15 protein-coding genes and 1 pseudogene are annotated in these 21,588 nt (G+C 46.5%); 8 read left to right on the top strand and 8 right to left on the bottom strand.

Annotated features, from left to right (window positions below; translation table 11 throughout):
* Positions 1 to 141 precede the first annotated feature (141 nt).
* The 5 genes from RID53_RS07220 (at position 142) to RID53_RS07200 (ending at position 6,935) form a co-directional block, all read left to right on the top strand.
* The gene (locus tag RID53_RS07220) at positions 142 to 648 is read left to right on the top strand and encodes a type IV pilin-like G/H family protein (RefSeq protein WP_446387466.1); all 507 of its coding nucleotides are present in this window, start codon (positions 142 to 144) and stop codon (positions 646 to 648) included.
* Between the two features lie 110 nt (positions 649 to 758).
* Positions 759 to 1,259 (top strand): hypothetical protein, encoded by a 501-nt coding sequence (locus tag RID53_RS07215; RefSeq protein WP_446387465.1) that lies wholly within the window; start codon positions 759 to 761, stop codon positions 1,257 to 1,259.
* Positions 1,260 to 1,644: 385 nt separating this feature from the next.
* Positions 1,645 to 3,144: a glycosyl hydrolase family 57 gene (locus RID53_RS07210; RefSeq protein ID WP_446387464.1), complete on the top strand. Its 1,500-nt coding sequence runs from the start codon at positions 1,645 to 1,647 to the stop codon at positions 3,142 to 3,144.
* A 316-nt stretch (positions 3,145 to 3,460) separates the two neighbouring features.
* Positions 3,461 to 5,056 carry a hybrid sensor histidine kinase/response regulator gene (locus RID53_RS07205; protein WP_446387463.1) on the top strand — a complete coding sequence of 532 codons (1,596 nt, stop codon included), beginning with the start codon at positions 3,461 to 3,463 and terminating at the stop codon, positions 5,054 to 5,056.
* A 169-nt stretch (positions 5,057 to 5,225) separates the two neighbouring features.
* On the top strand, positions 5,226 to 6,935 hold the full coding sequence (locus RID53_RS07200; protein ID WP_446387462.1) for an EamA family transporter: 1,710 nt from the start codon (positions 5,226 to 5,228) through the stop codon (positions 6,933 to 6,935).
* A gap of 198 nt (positions 6,936 to 7,133) precedes the next feature.
* Here RID53_RS07200 and RID53_RS07195 read toward each other — a convergent pair whose 3' ends face one another.
* The 3 genes from RID53_RS07195 to remA form a co-directional block, all read right to left on the bottom strand.
* Complete coding sequence (locus RID53_RS07195; protein WP_446387461.1) at positions 7,134 to 8,120, bottom strand: GGDEF domain-containing protein; 987 nt, start codon at positions 8,118 to 8,120, stop codon at positions 7,134 to 7,136.
* 332 nt (positions 8,121 to 8,452) lie between these two features.
* Entirely contained in the window at positions 8,453 to 9,004 is a 552-nt protein-coding gene (gene gmk / locus RID53_RS07190) for a guanylate kinase (RefSeq protein WP_446387460.1), read from the bottom strand.
* Between the two features lie 15 nt (positions 9,005 to 9,019).
* Positions 9,020 to 9,286, bottom strand: a complete 267-nt coding sequence (gene remA, locus RID53_RS07185; RefSeq protein WP_446378804.1) for an extracellular matrix/biofilm regulator RemA — start codon at positions 9,284 to 9,286, stop codon at positions 9,020 to 9,022.
* Positions 9,287 to 9,531: 245 nt separating this feature from the next.
* Between remA and RID53_RS07180 the strand changes: the two genes are divergently transcribed.
* The gene (locus tag RID53_RS07180) at positions 9,532 to 11,379 is read left to right on the top strand and encodes an Rqc2 family fibronectin-binding protein (protein ID WP_446387459.1); all 1,848 of its coding nucleotides are present in this window, start codon (positions 9,532 to 9,534) and stop codon (positions 11,377 to 11,379) included.
* 327 nt (positions 11,380 to 11,706) lie between these two features.
* Here RID53_RS07180 and rsmI read toward each other — a convergent pair whose 3' ends face one another.
* Positions 11,707 to 12,543: a 16S rRNA (cytidine(1402)-2'-O)-methyltransferase gene (gene rsmI / locus RID53_RS07175; RefSeq protein ID WP_446387458.1), complete on the bottom strand. Its 837-nt coding sequence runs from the start codon at positions 12,541 to 12,543 to the stop codon at positions 11,707 to 11,709.
* Positions 12,544 to 12,744: 201 nt separating this feature from the next.
* Between rsmI and RID53_RS07170 the strand changes: the two genes are divergently transcribed.
* Positions 12,745 to 14,067, top strand: coding sequence for a nuclease A inhibitor family protein (locus RID53_RS07170; RefSeq protein ID WP_446387457.1), 1,323 nt, complete (start codon positions 12,745 to 12,747; stop codon positions 14,065 to 14,067).
* A gap of 505 nt (positions 14,068 to 14,572) precedes the next feature.
* Here RID53_RS07170 and RID53_RS07165 read toward each other — a convergent pair.
* The 3 genes and pseudogenes from RID53_RS07165 to RID53_RS07155 form a co-directional block, all read right to left on the bottom strand.
* Complete coding sequence (locus RID53_RS07165; protein ID WP_446387456.1) at positions 14,573 to 16,297, bottom strand: diflavin flavoprotein; 1,725 nt, start codon at positions 16,295 to 16,297, stop codon at positions 14,573 to 14,575.
* Positions 16,298 to 16,486: 189 nt separating this feature from the next.
* A pseudogene (locus RID53_RS07160) lies at positions 16,487 to 16,865 on the bottom strand (GxxExxY protein).
* Between the two features lie 41 nt (positions 16,866 to 16,906).
* The gene (locus RID53_RS07155) at positions 16,907 to 18,625 is read right to left on the bottom strand and encodes a diflavin flavoprotein (RefSeq protein ID WP_446387455.1); all 1,719 of its coding nucleotides are present in this window, start codon (positions 18,623 to 18,625) and stop codon (positions 16,907 to 16,909) included.
* Between the two features lie 228 nt (positions 18,626 to 18,853).
* Here RID53_RS07155 and RID53_RS07150 point away from each other — a divergent pair, with 228 nt between their 5' ends.
* Positions 18,854 to 19,063 (top strand): hypothetical protein, encoded by a 210-nt coding sequence (locus RID53_RS07150; RefSeq protein WP_446387454.1) that lies wholly within the window; start codon positions 18,854 to 18,856, stop codon positions 19,061 to 19,063.
* A gap of 10 nt (positions 19,064 to 19,073) precedes the next feature.
* On the opposite strand, the gene RID53_RS07145 is transcribed toward RID53_RS07150, so the two are convergent.
* Positions 19,074 to 21,587 (bottom strand): S8 family peptidase, encoded by a 2,514-nt coding sequence (locus RID53_RS07145; protein WP_446387453.1) that lies wholly within the window; start codon positions 21,585 to 21,587, stop codon positions 19,074 to 19,076.
* Between the last annotated feature and the right edge of the window lies 1 nt (position 21,588).

The raw sequence follows: 21,588 nt of genomic DNA, 5'->3' as shown, positions 1-21,588 counted from the left end.
CTGCCTTGCTAGGTGCGTTACGCTAGCGCTAACGCACCCTACGAATCTGAAAATTAAGTCGATGAGAAGTCGATGAGTTCTCAGTCATGTTCTCAAAGCCTTACCTGATTTAATCAAGGTGTAGAGTTAAAACCTAATCTCATGGGTAGGAAAACTGGAACAGATGCAACTAGCGTAGGATGCTTTCTCGGATTGATGTTACTGATAGCCGGATTTTTTTACATCCTTGCACCCACGTTTTTGAATCACAGTCATAAACATGATCAGTCAGAAGGTAAAACTTATGTGGGTTCTATGAACCGCGCCCAGCAAGCTTACCATGTAACGGAACAAAGCTTTAGCAGCAATATTCCTGATCTAGGTTTGGGTATCAAGACTGAAACAGAAAGCTACGCCTACTCAACTCAGATAACTGACAATGCTGCATTTAACTATGGCATATCTCGTAAGGACAAAGTTCGGAGTTATGTTGGTGGTGTTTTTGTCGTTCCCGCAACTGAGGTTGATACTGATGCTGCATCAGATGCAATAACTACCGTTGCTATTCTATGTGAAGCGAATACACCGGGTTCAATCAAACCCCCAGCACCTATCTATCAAAAGGGTGAACTGGCTTGCGGTGAAGGGACAACAGATTTATACAGATAGGAATAGCTTGGCTCAGTGAATATAGCCTTTCTTCAATGAATGAGGGACTTAGATAAGGGCGCAAGCCTTGCGCCCCTACAATTGAATGATTCATTAGGACTAACTCAAGCATGGTTATTTTGGAAAAAACCCCTACCCAACTGAAACTCCGACACCGCCCCTATTTTATTTGGCAACTCTCTGGCTGTTTGGTTGTCAGCGTTCCTTTGTTCATTATTCTGGTTAGTGTAGTCCTACCTTGGATTGTTTATATGTTGGGCTTGTATGCCTTATTCGGTTTTAATCTAGTTTTGAGTATTGTCTTACTTGTCTGTGCGGGGCGTATTTTCATCTATCACTTTGATAAAAACACAAACAGTCTGTTCATCAAACGGCGAGGATTATTTAAAACTCAAGTCACCTTGTATCCCCTGAGTGATATTTTCCAGGTGCAACTCAAATCGACAAGCTGGAATCAGGCTCAGACAAGTAACTATCAAATCGTGATTATTTTGAAATCAGGGAAACAGTTGTCTATTAAATCGGAAGGAAAAACCCTACAGCAAAAGCTGGAAATCGTTAACCTAATTCGTCGATTTCTGGGTATGTCACCACAGAAACTAGCTGATTAATCTCTACCTTACTACCCTCTGCCTGATTCGTAAGTAAGTTGGTGGAAATGAACCTAAATAGAATGTCACTGACTGGTAAGCTGTCATGCATTTAAATTGGGTATTAGTAGCGAGCAAGATGCAAAGCCTGCGGCATGGCTTCGCTAAACGCACTACTGGTATGATGGTGGGTTGAGCGGAGTCGAAACTAACCCGACGATAGATTAAGGATTTCGGTAAGCCAAAACTGCTTATTGAGTGTGCCATTCACCCTAAATATATTAACTTGTATCAATAATCCTCAAACCCTTACCAAGGACGAATGACGAATGACAAAGGACGAATGACGAATGACGAATGACGAATTGTGTATGCTAGCAATAGCACAATCATCGAGGAAAGGATCATGAGTGCAGTAACCTCAACCCCGAATCAACCCGCTTTAGCGGAATTACGAGAAGGATTACCCAATATTTGCGGGTGGGAAGACAATATTCGGGCGGTGGTACAACACGACGAACCTGTATTTTTACCGACAACCAATCTCCGCCTCGAGGATATCACTTCAGGATTCGCTTGCGCCTTACATCTGCACCAACCCACGGTTCCAGCCGGGGCGAATGGTGAATTGATTAGCAATCTCCAATACATGTTTGAACATCCCCAGGAAGGGGATAACCATAATGCCGAACCCTTCGCCGGGTGCTACCGTCGGATGGGTGATTTTATTCCCCAACTGGTATCAGAGGGATGTAATCCTCGGATTATGCTGGATTATTCGGGGAATTTGTTGTGGGGATTCCAGCAAATGGGGCGGGAGGATATCCTGAATAATCTTAAACGGATTACCTGCGATCGCGCTTATCAGCCTTATGTGGAATGGCTGGGAACGATGTGGAGTCATGCGGTTGTTCCCTCTACCCCAATTCCCGATATTAAACTGCATATTCAGGCATGGCAACATCATTTTGCTGCTATTTTTGGCTACGATGCGCTGAAGCGAGTCAAAGGCTTCTCACCACCAGAGATGCATTTACCCAATCATCCTGATAGTTTGTATGAATATATCAAAGCGCTAAAAGACTGTGGCTATCGCTGGTTGATGGTACAGGAACATTCTCTGGAAAATCTGGATGGTTCGGGATTGTCACAGGATCAGAAATATGTTCCCAATCGTTTAGTGGCTCGCAATTCTCAGGGGGAAACAATTTCTATCACAATTTTGATTAAAACACAAGGGTCAGATACCAAATTAGTGGCACAAATGCAGCCCTATTTTGAGGCAAAGGGGCGGGGTAAGCAGTCAATTGGCAATCATTCGATTCCATCCTTAGTCACCCAAATTGCTGATGGCGAAAATGGGGGCGTGATGATGAACGAATATCCCCGTGATTTGTTTCGGATTTACTATGAAATTCGCGATCAAGGCGGCGGAAAAACGGGTGTCGTGCCGATGAATGGGACGGAGTATTTAGAATTACTAGAAGCAGCAGGTGTTAATCCAGAAGAGTATCCTCCTTGTCAAGCCGTTGGTCAACATAAAATTTGGCAACGAGTCGATCTAGATAATATTACACCTGATGCAGTAGCGAGTGCGATCGCAGAGTTGACAGCCACGGATGATCAATTCCACGTTGATGGGGCATCATGGACGAATGATTTAAGTTGGGTCAAAGGCTATGAAAATGTCTTAGAACCCATGAATCAACTCAGTGCGGCGTTTCATCTGAAGTATGACCCCTTAGTGCAGGAAGATCCATCAGTGACGCAGCGAAGTGATTATCAGCAAGCGTTATTGTATACGTTGTTACTGGAGACCAGTTGTTTTCGCTATTGGGGACAAGGAATGTGGACGGATTATGCCCGTGAACTTTACCAACGCGGTGAAGCGATTATTAAGGGTTAAGTAGGTGGGGACAATTAAAGTTAACGGTGGGGATCGTCATTCGTCATTCGTCATTTGTCATTTGTCATTTGTCAAAACACTGATTTCACGGATTTATTGGAGAGATAGGGGTAGGGAAGTGAGAGCTTATTGACACTGATTACACAGACAAGGAAAGTTCGCTCATTTTCCCCATCTTCCCCATCTCCCCCATCTTCCCCATCTCCCTCATCTCCCTCATCTCCCCCATGTCCCCTATCTCTCCAAATGTTATCGGTTCACCATTCTTGGGAATACTGAGTCCAGATTTGTCTGTGTGCTAAATAGGAGTCCAAGGATGTTAACCGCAACAGGGAATGATCCTCAAAAATCGCCACTGATCCTCGTTGCTGATGACGATCGCTTCACACGAGTGATGTTACGTCAACTGCTGGAAAAAGAGGGATATCAGGTGATCGAGGCAGAAAATGGGGAGAAATGTTTAGCGGCGTATCAGCAGTACCAGCCGGATATGGTGCTGTTGGATGCGTTGATGCCGGTGATGGATGGTTTCATCTGTTGCCAAAACCTGCAAACCTTTACACAGACTCCCGAACAAAAGAGCGATCGCGCGTTGCTGGGTATCCCGGTGCTGATGATTACCGGGCTTGAGGATCAAAAGTCCATTGATTCAGCATTTGCTGCTGGCGCGATCGATTATGTGACTAAACCCTTGCATGTCCCCGTCTTACTCCAACGTATTCGTCGTCTCCTCGCCGCAAGTTGGGCAGAAAAAGCACTGCGACGCAGCGAACAACAATATCGATCCGTCGTAGAAAATGTTAAAGAAGTTATTTTTCAAATTGACCCCAATGGTAACTGGGAATTTCTCAGTCCGGCTTGGACAAAGTTGATGGGGTTTACTCTAGAAGAAACCTTAGGAACGCCTTTTCTTGAGTGTGTTCATCCTGACGATTGCCAACTCCAGAAAGAATTATGGCAATCTATCCTAACTGGGGCAAACGTTGGTTTTCAACGAGAGATTCGGTACGTCACCAAAACCGGAGAAACTCGTTGGCTAGAAATTCATGCCCATGCCTCACAGGTTACTAACGGCAAATTTACGGGTCTTTCTGGTATTTTGCATGATATCACAGAACGGATCTATGCCGCTGCATTAGAAAAAGAAAAAATCCGGCTAGAAACGGAAATAATTGAACGCCAGCGCAGCGAGGCGATGATTCGCCAAGCCTTAGAGAAAGAGAAAGAACTGGGTGAATTGAAATCTCACATCATTACCACCATTTCCCATGAATTCCGGACTCCCCTAACCACGATTCAATCCTCTAGCGAATTATTGAAACTCTACGATAAAAAATTAACCGAGGACAAAAAGCTAAAACATTTCCAAAAAATTGGCTTGTGTGTTGAACATATTACCCAACTCCTAAATGATGTGATACTGATTGGTCAATCGGAAGCAGGACAAATGAAATTTAATCCTATTTCCCTGGAGGTGGCAGATTTATGTCATGACCTAATCGAGGAATTCCAAAGTAATCTAGATCCGCGATATACCCTCAAGGTGTTTATTGCAGAATCTCCCATCAAAGGGTTATTCGACGAGGCTATGTTACGGAAATTATTAAATCACTTGCTCTCCAATGCTGTCAAATATTCCCCCAAAGGAGGCACGATCACCTTCCAGTTAGGCTGTCACTCAGATAACGTAACCGTCCAGATTCAAGATGAAGGAATTGGCATTCCGTCCATAGATCAATCCCGATTATTTGAATCGTTTTATCGGGGGAGTAATATTAGCACCATTGGCGGCACTGGATTAGGACTCGCCATTGTCAAAAAATATGTGGACTTACATGGCGGTCAAATCCAAATTGAGAGTGAAGTCGGCATCGGCACAACCGTTACTGTTACCCTACCTATCAATCAGTAACAAAAATTGAGCAACCCTGGAAACAAGTTTCCTCCAACTAGCGATTCATCTCACGGTCAATCAAAGATTCGACCGTGAGGCTTCTCGCCGATTATGCTAAAATTCAACATCCGACTCAAAGCAGTGAACTTATTACTGCAAGGCATAGACTAACCGAGTGGTATTGGAAATGGGGCAACTAGACAATCAACCGGAAAACGCCGAGAATCGGGAACAACAAGCCGCCGATCTCTTGCAATCCATGACTGAGAGTATTGAGGAAATGGAGACGTTGCGTCATCGTCTCATGACTCAGTTTACTCAGGAGATTGAACAGCTACACAAAGAGAAAGCCCAGTTAAGCGAGGAAATTAAAACGCTGCACGATCAACGACAGCAGCACTTGACTCAACCGCCAGCACTGACGTCTGAGATTGCCCCAGCCTTTGCCAACCAATTGCAAGACTTACTCAGCCAGCAACTCCAACAACTTGCCCAATCCTCAGAAAGACTATCCATTGATCAGACGGTGGGAAATCATCAGCAAACTATCCAGGAATTAGTGGCTTCCTTAGATAACACGCTGAGAACTACATTTAGAACCCTGCAACAGGATCTGAATAGCTATCAAAGCTCAATGTCTCAACAGTTGAGCCAGATGTACAGTCTCCAGGAACAAGCCGAGGTGATTCTAGAGACACTGGTGAATCGACTCAAAGCTGAAATTCCTCCCCCATCCTCTACCTCTGAACCCCGTTCTCAACTTCCTCCCGCCGCCCCCCATCCTCTAACGTTACCTGCGCCGGATCAGGATGGATCTTCTCCTCGTTCTAATCAGGGCGAAATCGTCAGATCGCCTGCTGAATCACCTTTACCTGTTGTTCCACCTACCCAGCTTCAAAGACGCCCGCCAAAACAATCCACGGGGAAACAGTGGGTTGGGTTAGTGCTGGTGTTGTTATCGTTGCTAGCTCTAGCATTTGAAAACGTTTTTGTCAATATTATTTTTAATGCCACAGCGATTGCGGGATTCCCAGAACCAGTGGGTGGTTTTTGGATGCCGACGTTAGGGAATACCTTACTGGTACTATGGTCGCGAATGTTGGTCGTTGTACCTCTGATGGCAATCTTGAGTCGGGGATTTTATCGGGGGGTGTGGCGAGATATTCAACAGGTTCTGCGATCGCGCAATTGGGGTTTATTCGGTACTCTCTTCTGTAGCGGGTTTTTCCTATTCTTATCCAAAGTATTGCTGTATTGGGGATTAGGAATCATTGCGCCCGGTGTGGCTGTGATTATTTTCTTTATCTATCCCATCGTGCTATTACTCTTAAGCGATCGCTTTAATCGATGGAGTCATTTCATTCCCTTCGCGATGGTGATTGCAGGGTTTGTGCTGACGACTCTACCCAGTGGTAGCGGGGAACTGTCACAATTCGGTGTTACCCTGGCGTCAGGGGCGGCGATCGCCTTTGCCCTGCATTTAATGCTGATGCAAAATTTGGCAAAACAGTTTCATCCGATGCCAATTCTGTTGCTGAACTTAGCCATCGTGCTGATATTTTCTGCCTTGGGTGTAATGATATCCTTCCCAGCATCGTGGGGTCTAGTCTTTGCGCCGAGTTTAAGTTCAAATCTAGTGATAAGTGGTCTGGTTTTAGGCGGTGTTACTTTGATTAGTTCTATCTGCAACTTCATGGGAATTGCCAGACTTGGTGCGGCTAGCGCTTCGGTTTTGGGGGCTACCTTACCGATTTTAACCGCACTCTTGGCTTGGATTCTGATTCAAAGTCCATTAACGGTTCCTCAAATCGCGGGTATGGTGCTGGTAACGTTAGGAATAGCGGCTTTAAACATTGTGCAATCGCGCCATCCCCAGAGCAGGGGAGCAGGAGAGTAGGGGAAGCTGGGGGAGCTGGGGAAGCTGGGGAAGCTGGGGGAGCTGGGGAAGCTGGGGAAGCTGGGGAAGCTGGGGAAGCTGGGGGAGCGGGGGAAGACGGTGAATAAGGGCGGGTTTTGTTGATACGTTATGATTAACCGAGTTTTATAAATGGCTAAACCCGCCCCTACAATATAACTTTTGAATTGAGCAAGGTAATCAGGATGCTGTGACAATGCGATCGCGTCCTCCAGTAATTGCTAAATTCAGGGCGATCTGAGCTGCTTGTAGCACTTCCTTTGCCGTCTTGCCATGTTCAGCAAAACTGGCTATCCCCGCAGAAATTGTTAGAGAACTCAAGGATTGACCCCGATAGTCTAAACGAAGTTGCTGAATACTCTGTCGCAGTTGTTCGGCGCGTCGTTGGGTGACGGCTAACGCGGCTTCTGGTAAGAGTAGGAGAAATTGTTGACCACCATAACGACAGGCAATATCCGACGCCCGAACTTGGCTGGGTAATAACAACCCAATCTCGCGCAACAGCAAATCAGCTACAGATTTACCAAATCGCTGGTTTAACTGTTCCATCTCATCAATTTCCAATAAAATTACCCCGATAGGCTTGGGTTGACGTTGAGACTTGCGGATTTCTCGTTCAAAGCATTCTTCCAGATAACGTCGGTTATACAGTTTCGTCAGCGGATCTCGAAACGTCTGGGTTTTCAGCGTTTCTCGCAGTTTTAAGTTCGCTAATGCCAAGCCAATATGCTTCGCCACTTTCTCCGCTAATTGTCGAGTTTGGGCAATTCGCCCCCGTTGGAGTGAACTAACGGACAACAACCCCACCGTGTCTCCATGGGCAATCATAGGAACACAATAGGTTTCCACGGCAGGAGAATTAGCGCGAATATGCTGGCAGTTTAAACAATACTGGGTATCATCGACCAAATGAGCCTGTCCGCGTCGTAATGCTAGGCATTCGTGGGGCGAAAAGACCGAATCGCTCGTCAACGGAACAGAACCCCAAGTCGCGATCGCCTCCAGTAAGTTTTTTGAGGAGTTCATGACAAAAATCGCCCCAATTTCATCGGGAAAAAGCTGTTGAACTAAGGGTTCAATGGTTGTACATGCCTCTTCCACCGAATAACTGGATTGAAGTGAATCAATCAATTGTTCGAGTACAGGGGTATTTAATTGACTTTGCATGCTTACCTGCGGTTTTCAACGGTGAGAGATTATCGTGATGCCCCTGATATTGGTTCTTCTATACTGGCATTGTTATTTGTCATTCGTCATTGGTCATACTCGCTTCGCGAGAAGCAAGCTACGTAAAGTCGGGGCGGGTGTAGGGTGCGTTAGCGTTCGCGAAGCGTTCCCGAAGGGTAGCGTAACGCACCATTTCCAACGATAGTAGTGAAACCCGCCCCTACACCATCTTCCCTATCTTCCCCATCTGACACACCGAGCGTGTTACTGAGCGAAGCCGAAGTAAGTCGAGGTGTTCCTCATCTCCCTCACCTTCCCATTTACTCCGCCCCTCAAAAAATAGCTGCTTCTAGCTTCGATAGTGCCTCTTCTAGATTGTCATTGACAATTTGCAGATCGAACTCATCCGCCGCCTCGATTTCAGCTTTGGCTCGTTCCAGGCGTTGTGCGATCGCGTCCTCACTATCCTTACCCCTCCCCCGAATGCGCTGTTCGAGTTCCGCCATATTGGGGGGTAGAATAAAAATACGCAAGGCGGTGGGAAAGGTTTGTTGAACTTGCCTTGCTCCCTCCAGTTCAATTTCCAAGAGGACGGACTCACCCCGTTGAATATGCTGTTCTACGGGTTTGCGGGGTGTACCATAATAATTCCCCGCATACTCTGCCCATTCCAATAACTCATTGGCGCTGACCATCTGCTTAAACGTATCCTGACTGACAAAATAATAATGTTGTCCCTCCACTTCACCAGGGCGGGGTTGACGGGTAGTGGTGGAAATCGATAGGTACAGTTGCGGATGTCTAGTCAAGAGTAAACGGACTAACGTTCCTTTCCCCACGCCACTTGGACCCGTTACTACAATAAGTCTGCCTGGTTTGATCATCGGTTTCTTGTCGAGTTAATTAGTACTGGTTGCTCCCTCTTTGCCAATGACAAAGCGATGAGCAACCGTTTCTGGCTGAATCGCTGATAAAATGACATGGCTAGAATCGGTAATAATGACAGCTCGAGTGCGCCGCCCATACGTTGCATCAACCAGTTGTCCGCGATCGCGAGCATCTGTAATGATACGCTTAATCGGGGCAGACTCTGGAGAAACGATTGCCACGACACGGTTTGCCGAAACAATGTTACCAAAACCGATATTGATCAGTTGAATGTCCATGAAAAAATAACGGCAAAAGCCGCTTGAGGAGCGATTACGAGGGATTTGATTTCAATGTTATCTACAAAAATTTAGGCTTACAAGGTTAAATTGCACAGAAAACCTGAATTTTCGGGTTGACGCTAAAAAAAGAGTAGATTTGCTTGCCATAAATGCGGCTTACTTGTCATCGGCTATTAAGTAGATAGTCAGACGACAACGGACACCAATTTATACGAGACACCGTTACACCCCATCACGAAGACATGCAACAGGTTGACTTTACGACCTTGACAGCCGCTTGTGCAGAGTTACAAGCGGGTTGGATACCAGGACGACTGGAAAAGGTTTATCAGCGCGATCGCTTTACTATTACTCTATGCTTACGAACGCTTCAGGGTAGAGGATGGCTGACGCTGGCTTGGCATCCCCAAGCCGCCCGAATTTGCTTGGCTGATCCGCCGCCTCGCCTACCGGATACGTTTACGTTTAGTGACCAACTGCGACATCAGTTAAATGGGTTGGCGCTAGTCGGGATTCAGTTCATTGCTCCTTGGGAGAGGGTGTTAGACTTGCAATTCGCCCGACGCCCCGGAGATCCGATTCTCTGGCATCTGTATGTAGAAATTATGGGTAAATATAGTAATGTTATTCTGACAGATGATAAAAATATCATCGTCACCGCCGCCCATCAGGTTAGCTCCCAGCAATCGAGCGTCCGCCCGATTCAAACGGGTCAGCCTTACGAACATCCGCCAGCATTGTTGGGGGATTTACCCAGTTTAAGTGAGTCCCAGGAGCGTTGGCAAGAACGAGTTAGCTTAGTTCCCGGAGCGTTAAAACGGCAATTACTCAAGAGTTATCGGGGATTAAGTCCAGCCTTGGTGCGTTCCATGATCCAAACGGCTGATTTAGATCCCAACCAATCTACAGACACGTTAAAGACAGAGGATTGGCAACGGCTGTTTCAGCGCTGGCAAGAATGGCTATGGGCGTTGGAAAATTGGGGTCAAGTTGTAGGGGCGGGTTTTACGGATAATGTTTTGGAGAAAACTGATAACTTAACTAAACCCGCCCTTGTTGGGGAAGATGGGGGAGACAAGGAAGTTAACCGTTTACAACCGGGTTGGACAGAGGATGGATATAATGTGCTGGGTTGGGGTGTGATTAAACCTGCTGCAAATGTCCAGTTTTTACTGCATCATTACTATACAGATCAACTGAATCGACAAGAGTTTAGCCGACTGCATAACCAACTGACTCAGAAAGTCAACAATTTTTTAGCGCGATCGCGCTCCAAGGCGTTAGGCTTTGAACAACGGTTACAGCAATCGGAACAGGCGGATGAGTATCGTCAACAAGCTGACTTATTGATGGCACATCTGCAAGATTGGCAACCGGGAATGAACCAGATCACGGTTCTGGATTTTGAAACCAATCAACCGTTGACGATTTCCCTCGATCCCGACAAAAATGCTGTGCAAAATGCTCAAGCCCTCTATAAACGTCATCAAAAGCTGAAACGGGCGCGTCTGGCGGTTGTGCCGTTACTGCAAGAGGTGCAAGCGGAAGTTGAGTATTTGGAACAGGTTGAGGCGTCTTTAATTCAGATTGATCGCTACACCACGCCGGAAGATTTGCAGGCGTTACAGGAAATCCGCGAGGAGTTGATTGGGCAAGGGTATTTGGATGTTCGAGATCAACGGAGTCGGGATGTCACCGAAGCCTCTGAACCCTACCGATATCGCACGCCCAGTGGGTTTGAATTGTTAATTGGTCGTAACAATCGCCAAAATGACCAGCTTACCTTTCGCACGGCTGGGGATTATGACTTGTGGTTTCATACCCAGGAGATTGCTGGGAGTCATGTCTTATTACGCTTAGATCCAGGGGCGGTGGCAGATGAAGCGGATCTCCAGTTTGCGGCTGACTTAGCTGCTCATTATAGTCGAGGTCGTCAGAGTGATACAGTACCTGTGGTGTATACTGAGCCGAAGTATGTTTACAAGCCCAAGGGGGCTAAACCGGGAATGGCAATTTACAAGCGAGAACAAATCCTATGGGGGCGTCCTCAACAGGCTGAACACTATCAGACGGCAGATATTTCGGGATAAAAATGTAAAGTTTGATAAAAACCGTATTCTCTGTTACGATAAAAATATGAAGAAATCTTAAGCTGTGCGTTTGGGAACGGGCAGCAGATTTCCTCCAAAAATGACAACGACATCTGTAGCACAAGAAAGACCATCTGTCAAGTTGATGGTCTTTTTCAGTTATTTGTCTTATGTCATTCGTCCTTCGTCATTTGTCCTTCGTCTGATATACCGTAGGCTGGGTTGAGCGAAGTCGAAACCCACCAGCCTTAATTTAGCGCCAAGAAGAGGGCGGGTTTCGTTGTCTGGTTTAAAGTGTGTCTGTTCATTGAATTCCTAAACCCACCCCTACGGGATCTCGGTTAACGATAGTGCCATTTGGTAAAGGTGGCGTCGCGGCAGATTAGTGAGATGAGATAATTGACGGGCGGCTTGCGATCGCGAAAGTCCTTGGTTAATCAGTTGGCTGAGTTCAGCTTTGAGGGCGGCTTCAGAGAGGACAGGGGTTTCAGCAGGTGCGCCAGCAAGGATTAGGGTAAATTCACCTTTGGGTTCGTGGTCAGTGTAATATGCGATCGCCTCTTCAATTGTGCCTCGCCAGAATTGTTCATGTAACTTGGTTAATTCCCGCGCTAGGACGATTTGACGGGAGGGACTAAAGATAGTGGCGAAATCTTCCAGGGTTTGCTGGAGGCGGTAGGGCGATTCGTAAAAAATTAAGGTTCTCGATTCAGCCGCTAACAACTCTAACCGTTGTTGGCGTTCTTGACCACTAGCAGGTAAAAAGCCTTCAAACACAAATCGATCAGTAGGGAGTCCAGAAGCGCTGAGGGCGGTAATTCCCGCCGTAGCACCGGGGATGGGGATCACCGGGATTCCAGCTTCTATAGCAGCATGGACGAGTTCATAACCGGGGTCAGATATACTGGGCATTCCCGCATCTGTAACCAAGGCGATGGTTTTTCCCGCCGTTAACCGATGCAGCAATTCGGGTAGGCGCTGCTGGCGATTGTGTTGGTGGTAGCTGATTTGGTTGGTTTTAATTTGAAAATGCTGCAACAGTTTTCCCGTGTGGCGGGTATCTTCGGCGGCGATAGTATCAACCGTTTGCAAGATGCGTACCGCCCGGAAGGTCATATCTTCTAGGTTGCCAATTGGCGTCCCAACAACATACAGTGTCCCCATTTGTCTAATTTCATACCTGCTGACTTTGTTACTCTAGCTTTTTTGGGCGCGGGATGCTGATATCTTCAGGACTTACGCAGGTTTTACCGTTGAATCAGCATCTGTCGGGAACATAACGAGAACCGTGGGACTTTAACTCAAGAAACATCTGCACCGGAGGAACTGAAATCAGTGCATTTGTACTAAAATGAGGAAAATTATTTGAGAGCAGACGTAATGAACCGCCAAGAATTGCTTGAACGCTATACCGCTCTTGAGCGAGATTTTTCTGGTATTGACCTAAGCGGCGCGGACTTGGAAAAACTCAATTTGTCGGGGATTAACCTGAGTGGAGCAAATCTGAGACAGACAAACTTAAAGGAAACCAACCTCAATAATGCCAACTTGAGTCAAGCTGACCTGAGTCAAGCTAACCTATCGGATGCTTTCCTCTTTTTAGCCAACTTGAACGTAGCCAAGCTGCGAGGGGCAAATCTGAGAGGGGCTACCCTCGCTGATGCCAACCTAGAAGATGCTGACCTAACAGGGGCTGATTTGACGGATGCTAATCTAGGTGGCGCCAGTTGGTTTGGTGCGAACTTGACTAATGTTCGCAATGCTTCTGATTTAGCTGGGATCTTCTGCAATTCCCCAGACAATCCTAACCTCAAATTGTTATCTACACTTCGAGAAGCTTGTCAGGGACTATTTTATACTTATGGTAGCGAATCGGATTATCCCTACCAAGTTTTTCTCTGGGAAGTAAACCAAAGAGGAGAATTTAACCTGGAGAAATTATTTTTGGCAATGGGACATCTCAAAGGAATCACGCTGGATGATTTCTACACCGGGGACATTAACACACTCGAATGGTTCCAGATTCTCAACTATCGAGGTGAAGGTTCTGCCATGTTGAAGGGAGCGCAAGAGGTCATCCAAGGGTTTCGGACTTTAATGGCGCAACTGGAACCGTATCTGACCAACTGGCAAGTCTATCGACTCACTAGCAATACTCAAGATGAAATAGAAATAGACCTTTATACCTACATACTGATAGGGCAAACCGCAGTAGGTGATTGGTTAGGATTATCAACAGAGTTGAGTAGCGAATGGCAAGCTGTGCATCTTATGGGCTGTTCACCCATTCCGCTAGGGCGTGACTTAGCAATAGCCAAGCCAGAGAATCAAGCAGCCATAGAAGTGTTGGAGAGTGCGAGTTCTCGAATTGAACGTTTTGAAAATATTGATTATCTAGAGTGCTTTGTTGGGGAAATCGCCGAACAACGAGATTTAATGCTAAAAAAACTTTTTGACCGAGCGGGATTTATTAAAATCGCTGAATTGGGAGAAGGTTTTTTTGGAGAAGATGATCAGGATAATAATGAAGAACATAATCAAAACCAAAATTTTGCAAATTTAGTCAAATCTAACCTAACTAATTTCCAATTTTATCGGTTCAGTCAAGTTATAGTACATGTCTATCTTGTCGGTCAGACCGAGGATGGAGACTGGATAATTATCCATACTCAATCAACGGAAACTTAACTTAATGCCTTTCCTCAAAGCCTGGAAAGAAACATGAAGATATGGTGAGATATGGTGAGCAATGACGCAACGCAATTAGCCTTAAAAACCGAACTGCTGCAACGAGTAGCGTACAAACAAAGTGTAACTAGACCAGCGCGAAGCGCTATAACTGGGAATTGATCTACGCCTCAAGAGGAACCGTTGTTAGGGAGCGGCGTAAAAATAAAGTACCAGTGAGGAAAGCTGAAATTCATGAACTCAGCTAAGTCTCCTTGGTACATTATTAAGTCGCAAGTCCCTTACCCGCCAAATGGCATCAATTCCAGATTTTGGCAAGGGCTACATGGGTACGACTTTGAGGGGTTGAGCGATCAAACAACCATGGAATAAGGCTTTAGCCTGGGTGTAGTACATCTGCACTGGGGAACTTCAGTTTAAACCGTAATGTCAATAATGGCTCTCATCCTTGTAGTGCGAGTATCTTGCTCGCTACTAATACCCAATTTAAATGCATGACAGCTTACTAATAATGCGTCCCCGACTTGCGATGATGCACCGCCGTTACCCCATCCGATAACACCTTGCCATTGGTCACTACCCCATAAATCAACCAATGATCCCCACATTCCATCCGATTATCCACCGTACATTCCACATACGCCAAAGCATCGCTGAGAATCGGACAACCATTTTCGCCATCCTCCGTCGCCACCCCCGCAAATCGGTCTTCCCCTGGGGCAAAGGGTTTGAGGAAATGCTTCATTAATCCCAAATGCTTGCCTTCCTCTAAAATATTCACGACAAACTGATCCCCCTGATACAATAACGACTCAATCGCCCGGTCTTTCGCCACTGCAATCGTTAAACCCGGTGGATTAAATGTGGCTTGGGAAATCCAATCTGCCAACATCGCCCCCGTGAGTTCTCCCTGCTTGGCGGTAATAATACAAAGGGACCCAATTAACCGCCCCACAGCCTGTTCCGTTCGGGCAACTTGGGCATCACTGACGGGTTGGCGAGATGTGCGGGATTTCTTGGCTTTCTTCAAGGCTTGGGCAAAATCCGTTCCCGCTTCTTCGGCGTATTTCAGTGTAGCTTCCGTGGGCTTAAACTTAACCCGAATCGTCTCAAAGCCAAACTTATACCCCGCATCCTTAAACTTATTTTCAATCAAGTCAATCGCTTCACCACTCCAGCCGAATGACCCAAAAACCCCCGCCAGTTTGGTTTTCGTCGCCGTGGATAAAACAATTCCCAAAGCCGTTTGAATCTGGGTGGGTGCATGACCCCCCAGCGTCGGAGAACCCATGACAAACCCCTCCGCCTTTTCCACGGCGGCGCGAATTTCCTCCGGGTCAGCGATTTCGCAGTTAATCGATTCTACACCAACTCCAGCTTTAGTAATCCCCCGTGCGATCGCCTGGGCAACGGTTCCGGTATTCCCATAAGCTGAAGCATATAACAGGGCGACGCTTATGTCTTGGGTTTTTTGCGCCTCACACCATTGGCGATAGGATTGGGTCAGGGGAATTAAGCTATAGCGTACCAATTGCCCATGACCTGTAGCATACAGCCTTGCTTGCACCTCCTCTACCTTATCCAACGCCTTTTCCACCTGTCGCGCATGGGGTGCCATGACGCAATCGAAATAATAGCGGCGGTGTTCGCTAATTGTTGTCCAGCCTTCATCCATTACTTGGTCACCACACAGATGGGCCCCAAATAACTTATCGGTAAATAGAACTTCGGTGTGCGGGTCGTAGGTACAGAGGGCATCGGGCCAACGGGGATTCGGCGTGGGGATAAATTGCAGGTGATGACCTTTCCCTAAATCCAGGCTTTCATCGCCTCGCGCCACCGTTACTTTTAAATCCGGTGCATCTAAGATACCACGCAGCGCGATCGCACCAGGATTGGAACAGACAAATTGAATCTGAGGGGCAAGTTTGAGTAAGGCTTTGAGGGTAACGCCTCGATTGGGATTGACGTGACCGAGGATAACATAATCGATTTGTTTGGGGTCAATCCGGCGTTGGAGTTCGGTTAAAAAGATTTCGGTGAAGGATTCGCCAGGGGGATCAATCAGGGCGATTTTATCGGCTTGGATGAGATAGGAATTGGCGGTGGTGCCGCGTTGTAGGGCATATTCGATTTCAAATTTGAGTCTATCCCACGTCCGGGAACGGAGAATAGTGGTGTCGGAGGCGATGGGGAGGACTTGAACGTCGCGAGGGGTAGGAGGGTTCATGGTTGAGTTAGTGGTGGTGGGTGCAATGTTGTTTTTTAACGCAGAGGGGCGCAGAGGGAAGCGCAGAGTTTCGCAGAGGGGGTTAGAGGTGGTTGACGACTCGTTTGAGGTTCATGGTTGAGTTTGGGGTGAATGGTTTTTTTAACGCAGAGGGACGCAGAGGGAAGCGCAGAGGTTCGCAGAGGGGGGTTAGAGGTGATTGACGACTCGTTTGATGCCGTCTTTGAGATGGATGACGTTGAAGTTGATTAGGAGTCCCTTGTTTATGGTGGGAGAGTTTGAGGTAGGTTAGGAGTTGGGCGGTGTGGATGGGATGCAGGGTGTCAACGGCTTTGAGTTCAACCATGACTTTGTTTTCGACGAGGAGATCGACTCGATATCCACATTCGAGGCGAATCTCTTCATAGACTAAGGGTAAGGGTTTCTGGGGTTCAAAGTTTAAGCTAGCCTTATTCAGTTCATACCTCAAACAGGCTTCATAAGCTGACTCCAATAAACCCGGTCCCAAAGCCGTGTGTACCTTCATCGCCAACCCAATCACTTTCCCCGACACCTCATTCTCAGTCATCCTCTGCGAACCTCTGCGTTGACCTCTGCGAACCTCTGCGTTTAATAATAATTCCCCACTTTACGATGGTGAACCGCCGTCAACGCATCTGCCTTAGACACTCGTCCAGCATCAACAGAGGCGTAGACAATCCAATGGTCACTCAACTCCATGCGACTTTCCACCTTACATTCCACATACGCCAATGCATCGGTGAGAATCGGCGATCCATTCGTCGCTGTTTGCGTTGTCACCCCCTCAAACCGATCGGCACCTGGGGGAAACCGCTTGAGGAAGTGCTTCATTAATGCCTGATAATTCCCCTCTTCTAGAATATTCAGCACAAAGCGATCGCCGACTTGCATTAACGACTCAATTGCCCGATCTTTCGCCACCGCAATGGTTAAGCCGAGGGGTTTGAAGCTGGCTTGGGATACCCAGGAGGCTAACATGGCACCGTTGATATCACCTTTGTGGGCGGTAATAATATAAAGTCCGCCACTGATCCGTCCTAGGGCTTTGTCCAGGTCACTATCCAGGGATTTCCGTTGCTTAATTTCGCGATCGCGAGTAAGCAGTTGCCCCATATCCGTTCCGGCTTCTTCGCAGAGTTGATAGGTGGCTTCGCTTGGCGTTTCTTTGACCCGAATCGCGGCAAATCCTTCTTTGAGTCCCAGGTTGCGGAATTGACTCAGGAGGGGGTCAATGGGTTCGTCATCTCCGCCATACGATTCAAACAAACCCACCGTTTGCTTGGATTTTACGGCAGCGAGGACGGTACTCACGGCGGCGGTGGCGGCTTTATTGGAGGCGGGAGGCATAGCAATGGCGATTCCCCCGGCGCGACTGACGGTTTCCTGGACTTCCTGCGGATCAGCCGATTTTAAGTCCATCATTTCCACGCCCACCCCGGTTTTGGTGATGCCTCGGGCAATGGCTTGGGACAGGCGATCGCTATACCCGTAATCGGATACGTAAAAGACGATGACAGAGGTTTCGGCTTTTGCCTGGGCTTTACTCCAGCGCCGATACCGATCCACCCATTCCCCGACATGATGCAATAATAGGGGACCATGACCCGTGGCGACGGTGGTGACTTCTCCTAGTTTATCCATCCGTTTCAGGGCGGAGAGAACGGAACGGGCATTGGGTGCCATTAAGCAGTCGTAGTAGAAACGGAAGTCGGCTTCTATGGCATTAATGTCTTCGTCGTAGGTGCTATCGGAACAGTAGTGCATCCCGAAGGCATCACAAGTAAACATCACTTGGGTTCCAGCATCGTAGCTGAAGATAGTGTCGGGCCAATGCAGGTTGGGGGCATTGACAAATTCCAACACATGTCCTTTGCCTAAATCCAGTTGATCGCCGTTTTTGACGATTTGCCGTTTGAAGGGGTGATGCACCAAGTCTTCCAGGAATTGAATCGCCACTTTTGACCCGACAACGGTAATCTCTGGCGCAAGTTGGACAATATCCTTCACCAAGCCACTGTGATCCGGTTCCGTGTGGCTAATAATCAGATAATCAATCTGGCTGGGTTCAATCAACCCCTTAAGCGTATCTAAGTAAAGTTCACGAAACTTTTCATGGGAGGTATCCACCAGGGCAATTTTCTCACCCCGAATCAGGAACGAGTTGTAGGTGGTGCCGTTTTGCAGCCCAAACTCAATATCGAAGCGATCGCGATCCCAATCTAAGGAACGGATCGCCGTTGTATCTGGCGCGATTTCGCCCGTCTGCATGGTTAAGCGCTTCTGGGTGCGATCGGTGAGTACGACCATGGATGTTGACTCCTGTATCAGCAACGTTTATTAAAACGATTTATATTTTCTTCATTTTTACACGATCACCCCCAAGGGCTGTATCAGAAATCCTTATAGGTTTTGAGTAGAAATACCTATCACGGCTTTTGAGTGAGTTGGACTAACCGCACCGAACCGTCATCATAGAGAATAGGTAGAGTGTAAACAATTCTGCTTGTATTGATACTCGTATTGAACGAAAATTCTATGAACAAGCCTGAAGAAACATTTGAATTGCGTTTGCATCCACGGGCGACTGAGACAGTATCACTCAAGATTCCTACAGACACAGTGGAGTCCCTCAGAAAAGTGGCGGCTAGTCGAGATATGTCATTGGATGCTCTATTGAAGTTTTATATTGGTCAAGGATTACGACAGGATTTAGCTAAACTTTTTGGGTCAAGACTGTCACATTAAATTATTTACATCAAGCCCCTACTCGTACACGAGCCGCTTTGAGAGTTACTCGATTTCGTAACGCTTGGTATAACTCTATCTCCTCGGATTCATGCCAAAAGAGAACAACTAAACCATATCGCTGTTTATAGTCAAATTCTGTCGGGAATCTTTGCTGACAACCGACAACAAAATGAATAACTGGTTCTGTTTCACCATTAGGTACTCGAAACTTTTTGCGACTCCACGTTCTTCGTCTTACTTGAAGCGTTGACCATTGTAGGTTTGTTTTTGGAGGTTGTAACTCTTTTATTTCTGAACCTGATGGCGGTTTTGGTGCATCTTCACCTGTGAATTTAGCCTTATATAACTCCACCTCTTCATTCGTTAGTCCCTGCAATGCTTCAACCCACATTGTATTTGCCAAATATTCCTTGCGGCTGGAGCGAACTGGCGGATCGTAGGCTAGAGCGACTGTTATACCCATCTTTCCTTTTGTTGCTATAAAAATTTCAGGAATAGCGATGCGATAAATATGAAGTTTATCTAACTCAAGCTCATCCATCGCAATTAAACGAACCCGATTTTTCTTAGACCATCTTAAGTCGTCTACTGAACACATTCCGTAACCCACCAAACGAAGTGTTTCTTTCTCATCATCTAACCAACCTGGAGGACATGGAGGCGGAATTGTTGCACTACCTACCAACGCACGAATTAAATTGGCAGATGGTTTGTACCCCAGAGTTGCCTCTAGACTGGCAGACGCGATCGCACAAGCATGAGCTACATGAGGACAAGCGAAAGAAGTACCATCTCGGGCTGTGATAAATCGACCATTTTGCTCTTTCTGAATGGTTGGTTCACCGAGAAAAACGAAAGGTTTCCAACTGGGATTTCCGCCAACTACTGTTTGAATTGCCCAATTGCCACCATAGGCAACAATATCGGGTTTAATAGCAAAATTTTTCGTTCCAGAAGACAGTCCTGGTCCTATTCTAGTAAAGGGTGCTGGTGCATTAGCTGGCACACCTACAAAAGCATCTCTTAACCGAGGTCCAATATTCTGTTGATGATGCCCAAGTGCATCTGATCTGGCCATAGCACCAACTGTAAGAGCCAGTGCAGCCGTACCGGGATTGCAAATTCTCTGATCTTGATCCTTTAGTAAGTTTGTTCGGATAGCTTCCTGAGCTTGCTCTCTAATATATACTTTTTCGGGTAGTGGAGGATTGTCTCGGTTCCCAGCAATTTGAACGATAACGATATCTAGTTCTCTTGCTAGTTCATCAAGTTTCTCAGCCCAGGGAAATTGCCGTCCACCCCTGTAAACCTCTACTGAATTTTCAATTGAGAGATTGAATATCTGACAACTTCTTTCTTTCCAAAAATAGCGAATAGCATCTTCTATGAGCTTTTCAGCACGATGTTGTTCTGGAATAACAGGGCGTTGCCAAATGGCATCATGGCACAAGACTTTTGCACTACATATTTTAACTTTAGGTTGCCAGTTACGACTTTCGATACACTTAGCAATATCACCGTAAACAACCAAACCTGCAACTGAGGTTCCATGACCATTTAAGTCGGTAGGAGTATCTTCACCTGTATCAAAATCTCGCTCCTCAATCACCCAATTCATCAAAAATGGATGTCCTGATACCACACCACTATCTACGATACAAACAAGAGGATCTTCATCGGCAGGAATGGGCATGGGGTCAGGCGGCTCAATATTACCAAATATCTCTGAGTAAGCTTGTGACAGCTTAGGAGGAAGATCAACACGAGCTACCCAGTCTAACTCCAGAAGAGCTTCAGCTAATTGTCTGGAACCATAAACTTTAATTAGGAGTAAACTGGATGTGCGTACTTCCTCTTTTAATGCACCGCCATACTTGGCACACATTGAGCGTATATCATTTAGCACTTGGCGAGCATCTGAGGAATCTCCAGGATGCCAAAGATCAATATCCAGATAGAAAGGTTCTACTTCAGGAAATCCCTCGTCACGAAGACGCACCCCAATTCTTTCATCTCGCGATATAGAACGCACAGCTTGTAACGCTTCACAAAAATTCTGCCTCATACCTAAAGGCAAAACTTCAATATTATTAGCTTCTGTTCTGTAGAGTCGAATTTCTTCTTGTAAATGCTGACGAGATGTTTCAGTAGGAAATTGAACAAGAAACCGATATCGCTCTTGGTTTTCAACCTTATCCTTTTCAACCTTATCCTTATATTCGCTAACAACCCAAGCTCCAAAACGCTGCTCAAAAATATCTCGCAGATCAAGATTGACACTACTAAACTCTAAAACGAACAATTTGGAAGGCTCTATGCCCCAACCTTGACGAGCTTGAGATATTTGTTGAACTGCCTGAGTGATCTCTTGAGAAATTTCTTGAGCGTGTTGATCTCGATCATCTGGAACTGGTGGCTTCAGTCTGCTATAACCCCCTCTTCGTCGCTCTGGTTGCCGTTTTACATCCCGAACAAACTCAATGTGCAAATACTGACCCGAACCCGGTTGAAGTGTTGGCATA

The organism is Coleofasciculus sp. B1-GNL1-01, from assembly GCF_040220235.1.
Lineage (GTDB): Bacteria > Cyanobacteriota > Cyanobacteriia > Cyanobacteriales > Coleofasciculaceae > Coleofasciculus.
Note: the sequence above shows the minus strand (reverse complement) of the source record. Positions and strands in the feature narration are given on the sequence as shown.